The following is a 15,799-nucleotide window of genomic DNA, read 5'->3' on the forward strand; positions in this document are numbered from 1 at the left end:
CCGGTGTGACAGCGCGGCTCAGTGACATCGCGACCCAGGCAGGCGTGAGCGAGGCGACGGTCAGCCGGGTGGTCAACGGCAAGCCGGGCGTCTCCGCCGCCACCCGCCAGGCCGTGGTGGCCGCGATGGACGTCCTCGGCTACGAACGGCCGCCCAGGCTCCGCCAGCGCAGCGCCGGGTTGATCGGGTTGATCACCCCCGAGTTGAACAACCCGATCTTCCCGGCGTTCGCGCAGGTCATCGAGCAGGTGCTGACCAGGGACGGCTACACGCCGGTGCTGTGCACGCAGACACCGGGCGGGTCGACCGAGGACCAGCTGACCGAGATGCTGGTCGACCGCGGCGTCACCGGCATCGTCTTCGTGTCCGGCCTGCACGCCGACACGACCGCCGACAAGGACCGGTACGTCAAGCTGGCCGGGCGCGGCGTGCCGTTCGTCATGATCAACGGCTACACCGACCAGGTGTCCGCGCCGTTCGTGTCGGTGGACAACCGGGTGGCCGTCCGGCTCGCCGTCTCGCACCTGGTGGAGCTGGGGCACGAGCGGATCGGCCTGGCCGTGGGCCCGCCGAGGTTCGTGCCCGCCCAGCGCATGGTGGAGGGCTTCACGCTCGCCCGCCCGCAGGCGGCCGAGCTGGTGGAGCACTCCCTGTTCACGGTCGAGGGCGGGCAGGCGGCGGCCAACGCCCTGCTGGACCGCGGCTGCACGGCAATCGTGTGCGGGAGCGACCTGATGGCGTTCGGCGCGATCCGGGCGGCCCGCCAGCGCGGCCTGTCCGTGCCGCGGGACGTGTCGGTGGTCGGCTTCGACGACTCGCCGCTGATCGTGTTCGCCGACCCGCCGCTGACGACGATCCGCCAGCCCGTCGAGGCGATGGGGCAGGCCGCCGTGCACGCGTTGCTGGAGGAGATCGGCGGCACGTCGGTGAGCTCCTTCTCGGGCACGCACGCCGAGTTCGTGTTCCAGCCCGAGCTGGTGGTGCGCGGGTCGACGGGCGCCCGTCCGAGATGACCGCGTCGGCACAGCGGATGCGCGCGCAACGCCTCTCGCACCCCGCGACCGACGTGACGGACCTGTTCGCCTCCGTCTTCGCCCTGCAGGCGCAGGACGTCCCCGCGGCACGGCTCGCGGCGCGCGCCAGGGGCGTGCGGTCCCTCGACGGCCCTCTGGTGCGCACGTGGGCCATGCGCGGCACCCTCCACCTGCTCCACGAGGACGACCTGTGGGTGGTGGACCTCCTCGGGCCGACGTTCATCGCCGCCGGACGGCGTCGCCGCGAGCAGCTCGGCCTCACCGACGAGCTGTGCGAACGCGCGCTGCCCGCGCTCCGCAAAGTCCTCACCGAACCGCTGGCCCGCGCCGACGTCGTCGCCCGCCTCTCCGAAGTCGGCATCGCCCTGGACCCGAAGTCGCAGGCGCCAGCGCACCTGCTGGCGTTCGCCGCCCACTCCGGCGTGCTGTGCCGCGGTCTCGACGACACCTACCGCCTGCTGGACGTCGAGGTCGAGCCGCGCGGCGTGGACGAGCTGTGGCGGCGCTACCGGCGTGCCTACGGCCCCGCGACGCCCGACGACTTCGCCGCGTGGAGCGGCCTGCCGAAGAAGCGGCTCCGGGACCTGCCCGAGGTGGCCGACGAACCGGCCGAGCCGAGCGGCGCGGTCCGCATGCTCGGCCACTTCGACCCCTACCTGCTCGGCTACCGCGACCGGTCCGCCGCGCTCGCGCCCGAGCACGTGCCGCTCGTCCAGACCGGCGGCGGCTTCGTGACCCCGCACGTCGTGGTGGACGGCCGGGTGGTCGCGGTGTGGCGGCGGGACGGCGCGCGGTTCTCCGTGCACCCGTTCGGCGACCGTCCCGACATCGCCGACGAGGTCGCTGACCTGGGCCGATTCCTCGATGTCCAGCCCGACTTAACCTGGGTGTAGCACGTGGATAGGGTCACTGCCACCGCAACGACACCAGGAGGCGCGTTCAAGTTGGGTGTGTTCGTCACGGGTGTGCGGCCGCGCTGGTCGGACATGGACGCCTACGGCCACGTCAACCACGCCAACACGGTGACGTTGCTGGAAGAGGCGCGGATCGACCTGCTGTTCACCGAAGCCGAGCGGCACGGCGTGCCGGACATGGCGAAGGGCGTCGTGGTGGCCCGGCTGGTGGTGGACTACCTGACGCCGCTGGTGTTCACCGGCGCCGAGATCGTGGTGGAGATGTCGGTGCGGGAGCTGAAGTCGGCGTCGTTCACGCTCGACTACGCGGTCCGCGACGGCCGCCGGGAGGGCAGCGCTGTCGTCGCGACGGCGGAGACCCTTATGGTGCCGTACAACCTGACGGCCGGACGTCCGCGCCGTCTCCTCGAAGCCGAGCGCGACTTCCTCGCGGGCTGGCGTGCCGGAGGTAATGGTGCCTGAGTTGGTCCTCGCCGACCCCGCCGAGCGGGACGACCTCGGCGCGTTCGTCGCGCGTGCCGTGCGCCTGGACGCCCAGGCGGTGGTGCGCCTGCGCAACCGCGCGTCGGGCGGCCTGGTCGACGCCTGGGTCGCGACCCCGTTCGACGCGCTGGCCACCCGGACGGTGGCCGGGCAGATCACGCCCGGCGACGTCACGGTGTCCGCGAACGACCTGCTCACCGGCCTGGCCGTGGTGCGCAGCGAGACCGTCGACCCCGGTCCGGCGCGGGACATGATGTGGCGGTCGGCGCTGCCGCCGTCGGCGGGCTGGCTGCCGGTGGACCGGCTGCCCGGCAGCGTCGTGTCGGAGCTGGCGGAGAAGGGCGTGGAGGTGGCGCGGGAGAACGCGGGCCCGCGCGGCACGCCGCCCGCGTCGCTGCTGGACCAGACCGTGCTGACGGTGAGCGGTTCCGGGCTGGACGTGAAGGTGCCCATGCGGTGCCTGTTCGCGCTGTCCGGCATGGGCTTCCTGGGCGGCGACGACGTCCGCATCACGGCCACGGACTCGTGGCTGCGCATCGACGCCCGGTTCGGCGCGGTGGTCCGCCGCCGTCACTCCATGCTGCCGCTCCTGGTCTGACCCGCGCGCCGCTGCCCGGCAGCTCGGCTGACCCGGCCGTCGCACGCGGCCCCCGCCTCACCCGAGGCGGGGGCCGCGGCACGTCGTCAGACCAGCCAGACGGCCGTGTCGGGCGGCAGCTGGGCGCCGTCCATCGGGCCGCTCGACAGCAGCACCTCGCCGGGCGGCAGGGGCACGGGGCCGCCGGACGTGTTCAGCGCGCAGATCAACCCGCCGCCCTTGCGGCGGAACGCGAAGCAGCCCGCCGGCGCGCCGTACCACTCCAGCTCGTCGCCGTTGAACGCGCCGTGCGACTTCCGCAGCTCCAGGGCGTGCCGGTAGAACGACAGCATCGAGCCGGGGTCCTCCAGCTGCGACTCGGCCGTGAGGCCCGCCCACTCGTTCGGCTGCGGCAGCCACGTGGCCGGCGCCCGGGAGAAGCCGAACGGCGGCGTGTCGCCCTCCCACGGCAGCGGCACGCGCGACCCGTCCCGCCCGCGCCGGGTGTGCCCGGACCGCTGCCAGATCGGGTCCTGCAACGCCCAGTCGGGCAGCTCGACGCTCGGGAGCCCCAGCTCCTCGCCGTTGTACAGGTAGACGACGCCGGGCAGCGCCAGCTCCACCAGCGTCATCGACCGCGCCCGCCGCTCGCCGAGCGCGCCCCCGCCGTACCGGGTCACGTGCCGCACCACGTCGTGGTTCGACAACGTCCACGTGGGCGGCGTGCCGAGGCCCCGGACCGCGCCCAGGGAGTGCTCGATGGCGGTCCGCACGGCGTCCGCGTCGAACGGCGCCTCGGCCAACCGGAAGTTGAACCCGAGGTGCAGCTCGTCGGGCCGCAGGTAGCGGGCGAACCGCTCGTCGTCCTTGACCCAGATCTCGCCGACGGCCATCCGACCCGGGTACTCGTCGAGGACCTTGCGGATCATCCGGTGCACCTCGTGCACGCCGTCGTTGTCGAACCGCGGGTCCACCGCGTTGTCGTGCATGACGCCGGAGCCGAGCTCGGCCCGCGGGTCCATGTTCGGCAACCCGTAGGGCTTGGCCATCCCGTGGGCGACGTCGATCCGGAACCCGTCGACGCCGCGGTCCAGCCAGAACCGCAGCGTGCGCGCCAGGTCGGCCGCGACCTCGTGGTTGTCCCAGTTCAGGTCGGGCTGCTCGGGCGCGAACAGGTGCAGGTACCACTGCCCGTCCGGGACGCGGGTCCACGCCGGGCCGCCGAACTGGCTGGGCCAGTTGTTGGGCGGCACGGAACCGTCGAACCCGCCGCCGTCGCGGAACACGAACCGGTCCCGCTCGGCCGAGCCCGGCCCGGCCCGCAGCGCGGCCTGGAACCAGGGGTGCCGGTCGCTGGTGTGGTTCGGGACGAGGTCGATGGTGACGCGGAGGTTGTGCGCGTGCGCCTCGGCGACCAGCCGGTCGAACGCGGCCAGGTCCCCGAACAGCGGGTCGACGTCACGCGGGTCGGCCACGTCGTACCCGTGGTCGGCCATGGGCGAGGTGAAGAACGGCGTCAGCCACAGGGCGTCCACGCCGAGCAGTTCGAGGTAGCCGAGCCGGGAGCGGATGCCGTCGAGGTCGCCGACGCCGTCACCGTTCGCGTCGGCGAAGGATCGGACGTAGACCTGGTAGAAGACGGCGTCACGCCACCAGGCGGAGTCGTCGGCGATCTCTGGTTGTAGGTCGGAGGATCGTCGCACGAGACGTCATCCTGCCATTCGCGTCGGACACCACGACCCCGTTCGGGTGATCAAAGATCACACCCAAGCGTTCATCATGCTGTTGGCGGCCATCTCCAGGTACGCCCAGAGCTGCTGACGGTGCTCGGGGGAGAGGTCGACCGAGTCGACGCCGACCTTCATGCAGCGCAACCAGGCGTCCCGCTCGACGGGACCGATCACGAACGGACCGTGGCGCATCCGCAACCGAGGATGACCGCGCGTGTCGGAGTACGTGTGCGGGCCGCCCCAGTACTGCATCAGGAACAGCCGGAACCGCTCCTCGGCGGGGCCCAGGTCCTCTTCGGGGTACATCGGGCGCAGGACGGGATCGGCGGCGACTTCCTCGTAGAAGCGCGCGACGATCTTGTGGAACGTCTCGTACCCGCCCACTGCTTCGTAGAAGTTCTCCGGAGGAGTGGTCACCCCTCCATCCTGCCTCAGCCGCGGGGGTGAGTCCCACGCCCCCGGTCCGGACGCCCGCCGGCGGGGGCCCGGGAGCGCCGCGCGACCGTGCGCCGCGACACCCCCGGGCCGGCCGGGTCAGGACTTCAGCGAGATGCCCGCGTCGTCCAGGGCGGGCATCAGCTTGGCCCGCAGGGCGCGCTGGACGGCCCACTGCCGACCCGGCCGCACCTTCACCGTCACGCGCATCGTGATGCCCTCGGGCGTGACCTTCTCCACACCGAGCACCTGCGGCTTGTCGATGACGTCCTTGGCCAGCGACTCCTCGGCGGTCGCCTCGACCACCGCCTTGGTCAGCACCTCGGCGGCCGACGACAGGTTCGCCCCGTACCCGAGCGGCAGGTCGACGACGGCCACCGCGAAGCCCTGCGACGAGTTGCCGACGCGCAGGATCTCGCCGTTGCGGACGTACCAGACGGTGCCGTTCGTGTCGCGGATCGTGGTGATCCGCAGCGCCACCGCCTCCACCGTGCCGGTCGCCGGACCGAGGTCGACCACGTCACCCACGCCGTACTGGTCCTCCAGCATCATGAACATGCCGGACAGGAAGTCCTTGACCAGGTTCTGCGCGCCGAAGCCGATCGCCACGCCGAGGATGCCCGCCGAGGTCAGGATCGGCGCGGGGTTCATGTTCAGCTCGGTGAGGATCTGGATGAACGCCACGCCGAACACGAAGATCGTGACGAACGACTTGAGCACCGAGCCGATGGTCTTGGCCCGCTGCTCGCGCCGCTCGGAGACCAGCGCGCCCAACGCCTGGGGCGCGCGTTCCCGCAGCGGCTTGAGCAGCTTGGGCTTCCGGTCGCCGTTGCCGCGGGTCATCCGGTCGATGAACCGGCGGAGCAGGAACCGGACCACCACCGCGACGACCACGATCAACGCGATCTTCAGGGCACTCGCGGCGAACTTCGGCCCGTTCGTCACCCACCAGTCGACGGCGAGGGTCGACTCCACGTCCAGCACCTGCTCAGTCCTCCGCTCTCACAAGTCGAGCCCGGTCGCCCAGGCCAGGAAGGTCAACTGGTCCACGGCCAGCCCCACCGACCGGCTGACCGATCGGCCCGCGTGCCCCACCTCGGTCTCGCGGCGGAGCAGCACCGGGTGCTTCGTCGGATCACTCGATGACGCGTGCTGGAGCGCCGCGCACATCTTCCGGGCGTGGTTGGGGTCCACGCGGCTGTCCGACTCGAAGACCGTGAACAGCACCGAAGGGTACTCAACTCCCGGCCGCACTTGGTGGTACGGGGAGTAGGCCAGCAGCCACCCCAGCTCCTCGGGCACGGACGCCGAGCCGTACTCCTCGGCCCACAACCTCCCCAGCAGGAACTTCTCGTACCGGACCATGTCCAGCAGTGGCGCTGAGCACACCACGGCCGCGTACAGCTCCGGCCGCTGCGTCAACGCCGCGCCGACGAGCAGGCCGCCGTTCGACCCGCCCGTGATCGACAGCTGCTGCGGCGTCGTCCAGCCGTCCCGGATCAGCCGCTCGGCCGCCGCGTGGAAGTCGTCGAACACGTTCTGCTTGCGCTCGCGCATCCCGGCCCGGTGCCACTCCTCCCCCTCCTCGTCGCCGCCGCGGAGCGACGCGTGCGCCCACACGCCACCCGCCTCGACCCACGCCAGCGTCGTCGCGCTGTACCCCGGCCCGCGGCCCACCGCGAACCCTCCGTACCCGGTGAGCAGCGTCGGACGGGGCAGGTCCGGGTGCTGCTCCCCGGACACCACGAACATTCGCACGACCGTCCCGTCGGCCGAGCGGTACGAGACCTGTTGTGTGGACAACTCCGGCAACGCGACCGTTCCGGGCGCGGCCGACTCCAGCTCGGTGCGGCCCTCGGACAGCGAGTACCGGTACACCGACATGGGCGTTGTGAAGTCCGACCAGCCGAACCACAGCACGTCGCGATCCGCGGGGGTGAGCGCGTCGACTGTGGACAACCCGTGCAGCGACCCCGTCCCGGGCATCGGCACCTCGCCCACGTGGGCGCCGGTCGTGGGGGAATGCAGGTGCAGCTCCGACACCGCGTGCCGCGTCCGCAGGAGCACCAGGTGTCCGTCCAGCCACGTCACGGCGTCCAGCACCGAGTCCGCGTCCTCGGCCACCAGCTCGGTCCACTCGGTCGGCGCGGCCGGGTCGGCCACGCACAGCCGGAACCGGGGCGCGTCGAGGCTGGTCCGCAGGTAGAGCCGCCCGTCCGGGGCGACCCAGGCCGCGCACTGCACGCCGTCCTCGGCCAGCACGACCGGCCGCAGCTCCGCGTCGCCGTGCAGGTCGGCGATCCACACCGAGTCGCGCCGCACGGTGCCGGGCGCGCCGTTCACCAGCAGCCACCGACCGTCCTCCGACAGGGACAGCCCGTAGTAGTAGGTGTGGTCCAGCCCGTCGCCGTGGACGTTCACGTCGTCCGACGCGGGCGCGCCCACGCGGTGCCGCCACACCCGCCGGTGGAACTGCCGCTCGTCCTCGGGCACCAGCGCCGGGTCGACCCGCCGCACGTAGAAGAACTCCTCGCCGCCGGGCAGCCAGCCCACCGGCGAGTACCGGCACCGGTCGATCGGGCCGTCCAGCAGCTCGCCCGTGTCCACGTCGAGGACGTGCAGCAACGAGTGCTCGTCGCCGCCCACCGACACCTGGTAGGCCAGCCGCGTGCCCTCGGCGGACGGCGTCCAGCGGTCCAGCGTGGTCCGGCCGGTCGGGTCGAGCGCGGACACGTCCACCAGCACCCGCTCCACGCCGTCCACCCGCACGTACAGCACGGGGTGGTCCTGGTCGGGGTCGCGCCGGGTGTAGAACGCCCGTCCGGCCCGCCACACCGGTGTGCCGACGGACCCGGTCCGCATCAGCTCGGCGAGGCGGGCGCCGAGCGCGTCCCGGCCGGGCATGGCGTCCAGCCACGACCGCGCCAGCGCGTCCTGCTCGGCGGACCAGGCGGCGGTGCGGGGGTCCGCAGGGTCTTCGAGCGCCCGGTACGGGTCGGCGACCGCGTGTCCGTGCAGGTCCTCGACGAGGTCGAGCCGTTCCGCGGTGGGGTAGGTGATCGTCGCAGGCAGCGCTGCGCGGGGGGCTTCGGTCACCTCGCCGAGCGTAGAACCCTGATGAAAACCATCTTCGATAGGGGTCTGTTCACCGGGGTTTTGGCCACGGCTCCGTGACACGTCACATATCACAGGTGATTTTTGGGGCCCATCTGTGGTCTGCTATGCCTGAACCGGTGGAGGTGGTCGCGTGCCAGACCGACAACCCACCCCGATCGGCGCCCTGGTGAACGCCGGGATCGCGTCGTCGGCCCCGTCCGGCCAAAAACAGCTCGCGGTGTCGTCCGTGCACGCTGTGGTCGACGGGGAGGGGGCCGGTCAGGCGCCCGTGGTGCTGCCCTGGGGCCGGCGCAAGGTCCTGCTGCTCAACGCCACGTTCGAACCCCTCACCGCGCTGCCGCTGCGGCGCGCGGTGGTGCTCGTCGTGTGCGGGAAGGCCGAGGTGGTGCACGGCGACCCCGCCGGGGCGGTCGTCCACTCCTCGACGTCCGAGGTGGTCGTTCCGTCGGTGATCAGGCTGGCGAACTACGTGCGGGTGCCCTACCGCGGCCGGGTGCCGCTGACCCGCGCCGGGCTGATGCACCGCGACCGGTACCGCTGCGCGTACTGCGGCGGGCGGGCCGAGACGATCGACCACGTCGTGCCGCGCAGCCGGGGCGGTCCCCACTCGTGGACCAACTGCGTGGCCTGTTGCGCGAAGTGCAACCACCGCAAGGCCGACAAGCTCCTCTCGGAGCTGGGCTGGCGCCTGCGCGTGGTGCCGAACGCGCCCCGCGGGCCGCACTGGCGGCTGCTGGCCGGCGTCACCGAGGCCGACCCGCTGTGGCTGCCCTACCTGGGCGAACCCGCGGCCTGAGCCGGCACCGCCTCACGCCGCCAGGGCGAAGTCCTCGCGGCGCGCCGTGATGCGCACCGAGTCCTGGCGCGCCGTGATGCGAACGGAGTCCCGCGCCGTGATCCTGACCGAGTCCTGGCGCGCGGTGATGCGCACGGAGTCCTGACGTGCGGTGATGCGAACCGAGTCCTGACGTGCGGTGATGCGAACGGAGTCGCGGTCCTGGGCCGTGATGCGGACCGAGTCGCGGTCGCGCGCCGTGATGCGGACCGAGTCGCGGTCGCGGGCGGTGATGCGCACCGAGTCGCGGTCGCGCGCCGTGATGCGCACCGAGTCGCGGTCCTGGGCCGTGATCCTGACCGAGTCCTGGCGGGCGGTGATGCGGACCGAGTCCTGGCGGGCCGTGATGCGCACGGAATCGGACGCCGTGATGCGCACCGAGTCGCAGGCTGTGATGCGGACGGAGTCGCGCGCGGTGATGCGCACCGAGCCGAACGCGGTGATGCGGACCGAGTCCCGAGCGGTGATGCGCACCGAGTCGGGCGTCGCGCAGGTAATCCGAACGGAGTCCCGTGCCGTGATGCGGACGGACCGGGAGGCCCCCGTGGAGCGCCGAACAGCCGTAACGCTCTGCTCTGACTGGGTGTACGACGAACGAGTGAGAGCGGCGACCAGAGCGCGGTTCACGGTGTACATGTCGTGTCCTCCGAGACTCATCGGGCGGGAATTAGTATCCGGAATCGGATGCGCAAGACCCGTACAGGTGAAAAGCTAGAAGCCGACTGGGCCCAGGACAAGACGCCAAACCGGCCGCCATTCGCCTCCGTACGGGGGAAGACCGTCCGGGTGTACGCACTGCGACGATCGAGCGCCGGAGCTAGTGCATCCGGCATCGATGGATACCGAGGGTGACGTCGTCCCAGGTGAGGGGTCGGCCAGATCACACCGCGCCACACCGCGCCATGCCGTGCGGCCACGGTGATCGCGCCCGGCCGCACGGCCCCGCGACGCCCGACCGCGTCCCGCCGCGCCGTCACCGCCGTTAGGCGTGATCGAACGCCATCGCCGCGGGGCGGCGTTCACAGACAGAACCGGCGCCCGCCGCCCGCCGGCGCGGCTACGGGTGCCCTCGCCCCGAGCTGACCAGGCCGATCGGTTACCGTAACCGCCGTGACCATCGTGGAGACCGTGCTCGTCTTCGCGCTGATCCCGCTGGCCATCTACGGCGTGATCACGCTACTGACGCTGAGGCCGAAGGCCACCCGCATTCAGCGGTACCGCCCGGGCCAGGAATGGAACTACGCCCCCGTCTGGTGGACGGCGAACCCCGGCGGCTTGCCCGGTGGCGCGCACCAGGCCGCCGCGACCCCGGCCGAGGGCCGGACCGCCAAGGGAGGTGCTCGTGGCAACTGGTGAGCTGACCAGGACCGAGGTCGACCCGTCGACCCTGGAGGACGGCGCGGTCGTGACCAACAGCGGCCGGGTGTCCGCGGCGAAGATGTACGAGCCGCACGCGCCCAGCCTGCCGTTCACGCCGGTGCAGCTGGCCAGCCTGGACGAGGCGCTGACGCTGGCCAGCCGCACGACCGGGCTGGACTTCAGCGTGTACCTCGGCGACCTGGGCCCCGACTCCCGCGCGCAGGCCGAGGAGATGCACGCGAGCACCACGCGCCCGACGCACGCCGTGCTGATCGCGGTGTCGCCGGGACAGCGCGTGGTGGAGATCGTGACGGGCGAGGAGTCGCACCGCCGCATCGCCGACCGCGGCGCGAAGCTCGCCGTCATGAGCATGGTCGCGTCCTTCAAGGAGGGCGACCTCGCCGGCGGTCTGGTGGGCGGCCTGCGGATGCTGATCGACCAGGCGGGTCCGGCGCCGAGGCGCGTCTGACGCGACGACCCCGAACGACGTGGAGGCCCCGGCGGTTTGCGCCGGGGCCTTCGCGTTCTACCGGGACTTGAGCGCGTCCACGAACGCCCTCAGCCGGACCGCGTCGACGTCCAGCACCGTCTCGGGGTTCTTGCTGTCCCGCACCGCGCCCAGGTGGCTCGCCACCTCGACGCACGAACCGCTCTCGACGCTCTTGCTGGACTTCTTCCACCGCAGGGCCATCAGACTCCCGTCGTCCGCACCACCTTCGCGATGAACTCGAAGGACCGCTCCTGGTCCATCGCGACCTCCAGCAACCTTGGCACGGACGCCTCGAAGCCGGCTACCACCTCGGGTTCCTGCACGAACACCGAGCTGATCCGGTTCTCCAGGTGCACGAACGACGTCCCGTTGCACTTCAGCACGTGGAAAGGGCCGTCCAGACCGGGGTGCCAGCCGGTGGCGAAGGGCACGATGCGCAGGTCGACGTTCTCGTGCGCGCTCATCATCAGCAGGTGGTCCAGCTGCTCGGCCATGACCGCGGGGCCGCCGACGGTCTGCAACAGCACCGCCTCGCCGATCAGGGCGGTGAAGCGGACCGGGTTGCGCCGGGTGAGGACGTCGCGCCGCCCCATCCGCACGGCGACGCGGGTCGCGATCTCCTCCTCCGGGATGCGGGCGGCCTCCATGATCGAGCGGGTGTAGGCGCTGACCTGCAACAGGCCGGGGACGATCAGCGGGGACCAGCTCACGATCTCGTGGGCCATCTGCTCCAGCTCCACCAGCGCGGCGATCTGGACCCGGCGCTCCGGCAGTTCGATCACCTCAAGGGGTGAACCGGCGGTGTCCTCGGTCATGCCGAGGATCTCTTCGCGAACCCGATCGGGGATGTCGAGGGGTTCGAGGATGCGGATCACCTCCGCGCGGGTCGGCACCCGCTGCCCGCTTTCGTTGCGCGAGAGCAACGAATGCACCACACCGATTTTACGTCCGAGTGCGCGTTGACTGAGATTATTGGCCTCTCGAACGTTGCGCAGGCGCGCTCCCAAGGCGATGGCCTTCGAGGTATTGCGATTCATGTAATGCAGCTTAGAACGGGACCGGTGGTCAAGTCTCTCGCTCGAAAAGGGTATTGACCGGCTGTTCCGGGACGGACAGTCTGTTGTGCAACAAAGCCACCGGCCAGCCCGCACGCTGGTCGGACATGCGCGGCGGGTGGTGAAGTGCGCGGAATGCGCCGTGCCCACCACCCGCCGTGTCCCGCCATTAGTAGGGGAGACATGGAACCCGAAGAAAGGCAGCCTGTCCGGCTGAGCACTGCCCGCAGCCGCGAATTGGGGGAAGAATTGCGCCGCGTCCGGCACCGGGCCCGACTGTCGTCGGGTTTCGTCGCCGAGGCGTTGGGCTGGTCCCTGGGCAAACTGTCGAAACTCGAAACCGGCAGCCGCGGCACGAGCGCGTGGGAAATCGGCACGCTGCTCGGCCGGTGCGGCGCGGACAAACCGACCCGCGACCGCATCCTGTCCATCGCGAGCGAAGCCGACACCGGCAGCTTCCTGCGCCTGCACCGCGCGTCGCCGGACACGCTCACGGCGCTGGCGCTGCACGAGTCGGCCGCGCGGACGGTCACCGTCTACGAGCCGTTGACGATCCCGAGCCTGGCGCAGACCGAGGACTACGCGTTCGCGCTGACCCGCGACCGCGACGCCACCCAGGCCCGGATGGACCGCCAGGACAACCTGCGGCGGCCCGGAGGCCCGGAAACCGTCATCTACATCCACGAGGCGGCGTTGCGGGTGGTCGTCGGCGACCAGAAGGTCATGCGCGACCAGCTCCTGCGCCTGACGCTGATGTGCGGGTGGGCCCAGATCAGCCCGCGCGTCATCCCGATGACCGCCCGGTCGCACGGGGCGCTGCGGCACCCGGGGGCCCTGCTGACGTTCCAGGAGCCCACCAAGCCCCTGGCGTACACGGAGACCGAGACGGCGACCGTGTTCCACGACGAGCCGACCGCCGTCATGGCCTACCAGCTCAAGATGCGCCAGCTCGAACGGCTGGTGCTGACACCGGCCCAGTCCCGCGACGTCTTCGCCCGGTGGGCGGACGCCTACGACCGCGAGCGTCGCGCCTAGCCCCCGCGTGCCGGGGAGCCACCGTTCCGCCGCACCGGACGGTGTCCTCCACCCCGCACGCCGGGAAGCGCAACGGGGCGGCGCCACCAGCGCCGCCCCGTTGCCGCGAACACCCGGTCAGGACCGGTCGAACTCCTGCGCCGCCAGGGCCCGCACGATGCCCGCGCGGCCCTCGGACACCAGCCGCCGCAGCGCCGGCGGGCGCTCCTCGGCCAGCCACTCGTCGGACGCCGTCACCGTCTCCTTCGAGATCGACCACGACGGGAACAGCCCGACGACCATGGACTGGGCCCGCTCGCTCGACCGCCGCTCCCACACCGCGGCCACGTCGGCGAAGTACCGCTCGACGAACGGCTGCAACAGCGCCTTCTGGCCGGGGTGCTGGATGCCCGCGATGATCGCCTCGGACACCGCGTTCGGCAGGTCGTCGTCGTTCACCGCCCGGTCCCACGCCTCGTTCTTCGCCTCGACGGTGGGCCGCAGCGCCCGCGCCGACTCCGCCTTGCGGCGGCCGGTCGCGGTCGGGTCGCGCTCCTCCTCGGCGGCGATCTCGTCCAGCGACGCGGCGCCGTGCGCGACCAGCGCGTGCAGCAGCCGCCACCGCAGGTCGGTGTCGACGTCGAGGCCGTCGAGCGCGTCCGTGCCGTCCAGCCAGCCGCGCAGCAGCGCCAACGTCGACTCGTCCAGCACCGACCCGGCCAGCGCGTTCACGAACGCCAGCTGGTGGTCCGAACCGGGCTCGGCGGCCCGCGCCAGCTCCAGCGTCCGGGTGGTGAACCGGCGCCAGCCCTCGTCGCGCCACGACACGTCCGCGTACGACGACAGCGCCGTCTGCGCCTGGAGCAGCAGCCGCTGAACCACGCCGACCTCGGTCTCCGCGTGCAGCCCGCCGAGCACCAGGTTCACGAAGTCGCGGGCCTTCAGCTCGGCCTCGCGCGTCATCTCCCACGCCGCCGACCAGCACAGCGTGCGTGGCAGCGGCTCGGCGATGTCGGCGATGTGGTCGATCAGCGACGCCAGCGAGTCCGCGTCCAGCCGCATCGTGCAGTAGGTGAGGTCGTCGTCGTTGACCAGCACCAGCTTGCCGCGCGGCACGCCGACCAGGTCCGGCACCTCGGTGCGCTCGCCGGACACGTCCAGCTCGACCCGGTGCGTGCGGACGAGCTTGCCCGACTCGTCCGAGTCGTAGACGCCGATCGCCAGCCGGTGCGTGCGCAGCTCGCCCGCGCCGGGGCGCGCGCCGCCCTGCAGCACCGCGAACTCGGTGAACCGGCCCTCGGCGTCCACGGAGTACTTGGGGCGCAGCAGGTTCAGGCCGGTCGTCTCCAACCACTGGGCGCTCCACCACGACAGGTCGCGGCCCGACGCCTCCTCCAGCGCGTTGAGCAGGTCGGCCAGCGTCGCGTTGCCCCAGGCGTGCTTGCCGAAGTACACCCGCAGGCCGGACAGGAAGTTGTCCAGCCCCACGTACGACACCAGCTGCTTGAGCACCGAGGCGCCCTTGGCGTAGGTGATGCCGTCGAAGTTGACCTCGACCGCCTGGAGGTCCGGGATGTCCGCGGCCACGGGGTGCGTGGACGGCAGCTGGTCCTGCCGGTACGCCCACGACTTCTCGATCTTGGCGAACGTGGTCCACGCCTGCCGGTACTCGGTCGCCTCGGCCTGCGCCAGCACCGACGCCCAGGTGGCGAACGACTCGTTCAGCCACAGGTCGTCCCACCAGCGCATGGTGACCAGGTCGCCGAACCACATGTGCGCCATCTCGTGCAGCACGGTCTCGGCGCGGCGCTCGTACAGGTAGCGGGTGACGCGGCTGCGGAAGACGTAGTCCTCCAGGAACGTCACGCAGCCCGCGTTCTCCATCGCGCCCGCGTTGAACTCGGGCACGAAGCACTGGTCGTACTTGCCGAACGGGTACTTCACGCCGAACGCGCCGTGGTAGAAGCCGAAACCCTGCTTGGTCTCGGTGAACAGGCGCTCGGCGTCCATGTGCGGCGCGAGCGAGGCGCGGCAGTAGATGCCCAGCGGGATCGTCGTGTCGCCGTCGGTGAACTCGTCGCGCCACTCGGCGTACGGGCCGGCCACCAGCGCGACCAGGTACGTCGACATGGGCTTGGTGGTGCCGAAGACGTGCCTGTCCGCGCCGCCGACACCGTCCACAGTGGACTCGATCGCCGAGTTGGAGACGACCTTCCAGTGGTGCGGCGCGGTCACCGCCAGGTCGTAGACGGACTTCAGGTCCGGCTGGTCGAAGCAGGCGAACATGCGCTTGGCGTCCGCCGTCTCGAACTGCGAGTACAGGTACACCTCGCCGTCCACGGGGTCGACGAACCGGTGCAGGCCCTCGCCGGTGTTCATGTACCGGCAGTCGGCCTCGATCGTCAGCTCGTTGACCTCGGCCAGGTCGGGCAGGTGGACGCCGTCCTCCTCCCGGTACTCGGCGACGTCCAGCTCGCGCCCGTTGAGCACGGCCCGGTGGACGGTGGCGGCCACGATGTCGACCCACGAGGACGCGCCGGGCGTCCGGCTGCGGAAGGACACCGTCGTGGTGGAGCGGAACGTGTCCGAGCCGGGCTTGCCACCGCCGTCGGTCAGGTCCAGCTCGATCCGGTAGGAGTCGACCTCCAACAGCGCAGACCGCTGCTGCGCCTGGTCGCGGGTGAGGTTGGGTGCCGCCACTGGTCACCTCGTCTGCCGGCGCCGCGAGAAGCCTCGGCGCCGACGTCGTCGGAACG

The 15,799-nt window shown here is 71.6% G+C and carries 16 protein-coding genes; 8 read left to right on the forward strand and 8 right to left on the reverse strand.

Annotation, left to right across the window (positions count from 1 at the left end; all coding sequences use genetic code 11):
* Positions 1–5 precede the first annotated feature (5 nt).
* From ACRAKH_RS06400 to ACRAKH_RS06415, 4 genes are read left to right on the forward strand one after another with little or no spacing between them, the layout of a single operon-like run.
* Complete coding sequence (locus tag ACRAKH_RS06400) at positions 6–1,013, forward strand: LacI family DNA-binding transcriptional regulator (protein ID WP_380718699.1); 1,008 nt, start codon at positions 6–8, stop codon at positions 1,011–1,013.
* Positions 1,010–1,927: a DNA glycosylase AlkZ-like family protein gene (locus tag ACRAKH_RS06405; protein WP_380718701.1), complete on the forward strand. Its 918-nt coding sequence runs from the start codon at positions 1,010–1,012 to the stop codon at positions 1,925–1,927. The genes ACRAKH_RS06400 and ACRAKH_RS06405 overlap by 4 nt, the downstream gene beginning before the upstream one ends.
* Before the next feature lie 51 nt (positions 1,928–1,978).
* The gene (locus tag ACRAKH_RS06410; RefSeq protein ID WP_380718703.1) at positions 1,979–2,410 is read left to right on the forward strand and encodes an acyl-CoA thioesterase; all 432 of its coding nucleotides are present in this window, start codon (positions 1,979–1,981) and stop codon (positions 2,408–2,410) included.
* Positions 2,403–3,029: a hypothetical protein gene (locus tag ACRAKH_RS06415; protein WP_380718705.1), complete on the forward strand. Its 627-nt coding sequence runs from the start codon at positions 2,403–2,405 to the stop codon at positions 3,027–3,029. Before ACRAKH_RS06410 ends, ACRAKH_RS06415 begins: the two co-directional genes overlap by 8 nt.
* A gap of 86 nt (positions 3,030–3,115) precedes the next feature.
* On the opposite strand, the gene ACRAKH_RS06420 is transcribed toward ACRAKH_RS06415, so the two are convergent.
* The 4 genes from ACRAKH_RS06420 to ACRAKH_RS06435 all read right to left on the reverse strand — a co-directional run bounded on the left by ACRAKH_RS06420 (position 3,116) and on the right by ACRAKH_RS06435 (position 8,269).
* Entirely contained in the window at positions 3,116–4,711 is a 1,596-nt protein-coding gene (locus tag ACRAKH_RS06420; RefSeq protein WP_380718707.1) for a glycoside hydrolase family 13 protein, read from the reverse strand.
* A 57-nt stretch (positions 4,712–4,768) separates the two neighbouring features.
* Positions 4,769–5,155, reverse strand: coding sequence for a globin (locus tag ACRAKH_RS06425; RefSeq protein WP_380718709.1), 387 nt, complete (start codon positions 5,153–5,155; stop codon positions 4,769–4,771).
* A gap of 117 nt (positions 5,156–5,272) precedes the next feature.
* Positions 5,273–6,154: a mechanosensitive ion channel family protein gene (locus ACRAKH_RS06430; protein WP_380718826.1), complete on the reverse strand. Its 882-nt coding sequence runs from the start codon at positions 6,152–6,154 to the stop codon at positions 5,273–5,275.
* Positions 6,155–6,175: 21 nt separating this feature from the next.
* Positions 6,176–8,269, reverse strand: coding sequence for a prolyl oligopeptidase family serine peptidase (locus tag ACRAKH_RS06435; protein WP_380718711.1), 2,094 nt, complete (start codon positions 8,267–8,269; stop codon positions 6,176–6,178).
* 151 nt (positions 8,270–8,420) lie between these two features.
* Between ACRAKH_RS06435 and ACRAKH_RS06440 the strand changes: the two genes are divergently transcribed.
* Positions 8,421–9,086: an HNH endonuclease gene (locus tag ACRAKH_RS06440; protein ID WP_380718713.1), complete on the forward strand. Its 666-nt coding sequence runs from the start codon at positions 8,421–8,423 to the stop codon at positions 9,084–9,086.
* Positions 9,087–9,098: 12 nt separating this feature from the next.
* Here ACRAKH_RS06440 and ACRAKH_RS06445 read toward each other — a convergent pair whose 3' ends face one another.
* Positions 9,099–9,782 carry a DUF2345 domain-containing protein gene (locus ACRAKH_RS06445; RefSeq protein ID WP_380718715.1) on the reverse strand — a complete coding sequence of 228 codons (684 nt, stop codon included), beginning with the start codon at positions 9,780–9,782 and terminating at the stop codon, positions 9,099–9,101.
* A gap of 453 nt (positions 9,783–10,235) precedes the next feature.
* On the opposite strand from ACRAKH_RS06445, the gene ctaJ reads away from it, so the two are divergent.
* Both ctaJ and ACRAKH_RS06455 read left to right on the forward strand, forming a co-directional pair.
* The gene (gene ctaJ / locus ACRAKH_RS06450) at positions 10,236–10,481 is read left to right on the forward strand and encodes an aa3-type cytochrome oxidase subunit CtaJ (RefSeq protein WP_380718717.1); all 246 of its coding nucleotides are present in this window, start codon (positions 10,236–10,238) and stop codon (positions 10,479–10,481) included.
* Complete coding sequence (locus ACRAKH_RS06455; protein ID WP_380718719.1) at positions 10,468–10,953, forward strand: DUF5130 family protein; 486 nt, start codon at positions 10,468–10,470, stop codon at positions 10,951–10,953. Before ctaJ ends, ACRAKH_RS06455 begins: the two co-directional genes overlap by 14 nt.
* Positions 10,954–11,010: 57 nt before the next feature.
* Here the strand turns inward: ACRAKH_RS06455 and ACRAKH_RS06460 are convergent, their stop codons facing one another.
* Entirely contained in the window at positions 11,011–11,175 is a 165-nt protein-coding gene (locus ACRAKH_RS06460; RefSeq protein WP_380718721.1) for a DUF397 domain-containing protein, read from the reverse strand.
* Positions 11,175–12,011 carry a helix-turn-helix domain-containing protein gene (locus ACRAKH_RS06465; RefSeq protein ID WP_380718723.1) on the reverse strand — a complete coding sequence of 279 codons (837 nt, stop codon included), beginning with the start codon at positions 12,009–12,011 and terminating at the stop codon, positions 11,175–11,177. Before ACRAKH_RS06465 ends, ACRAKH_RS06460 begins: the two co-directional genes overlap by 1 nt.
* A gap of 201 nt (positions 12,012–12,212) precedes the next feature.
* Between ACRAKH_RS06465 and ACRAKH_RS06470 the strand changes: the two genes are divergently transcribed.
* Positions 12,213–13,064: a helix-turn-helix domain-containing protein gene (locus tag ACRAKH_RS06470; RefSeq protein WP_380718725.1), complete on the forward strand. Its 852-nt coding sequence runs from the start codon at positions 12,213–12,215 to the stop codon at positions 13,062–13,064.
* Positions 13,065–13,181: 117 nt separating this feature from the next.
* Here the strand turns inward: ACRAKH_RS06470 and pepN are convergent, their stop codons facing one another.
* The gene (gene pepN, locus ACRAKH_RS06475) at positions 13,182–15,743 is read right to left on the reverse strand and encodes an aminopeptidase N (protein ID WP_380718727.1); all 2,562 of its coding nucleotides are present in this window, start codon (positions 15,741–15,743) and stop codon (positions 13,182–13,184) included.
* Between the last annotated feature and the right edge of the window lie 56 nt (positions 15,744–15,799).

The sequence above is a fragment of the Saccharothrix hoggarensis genome, from assembly GCF_052936025.1.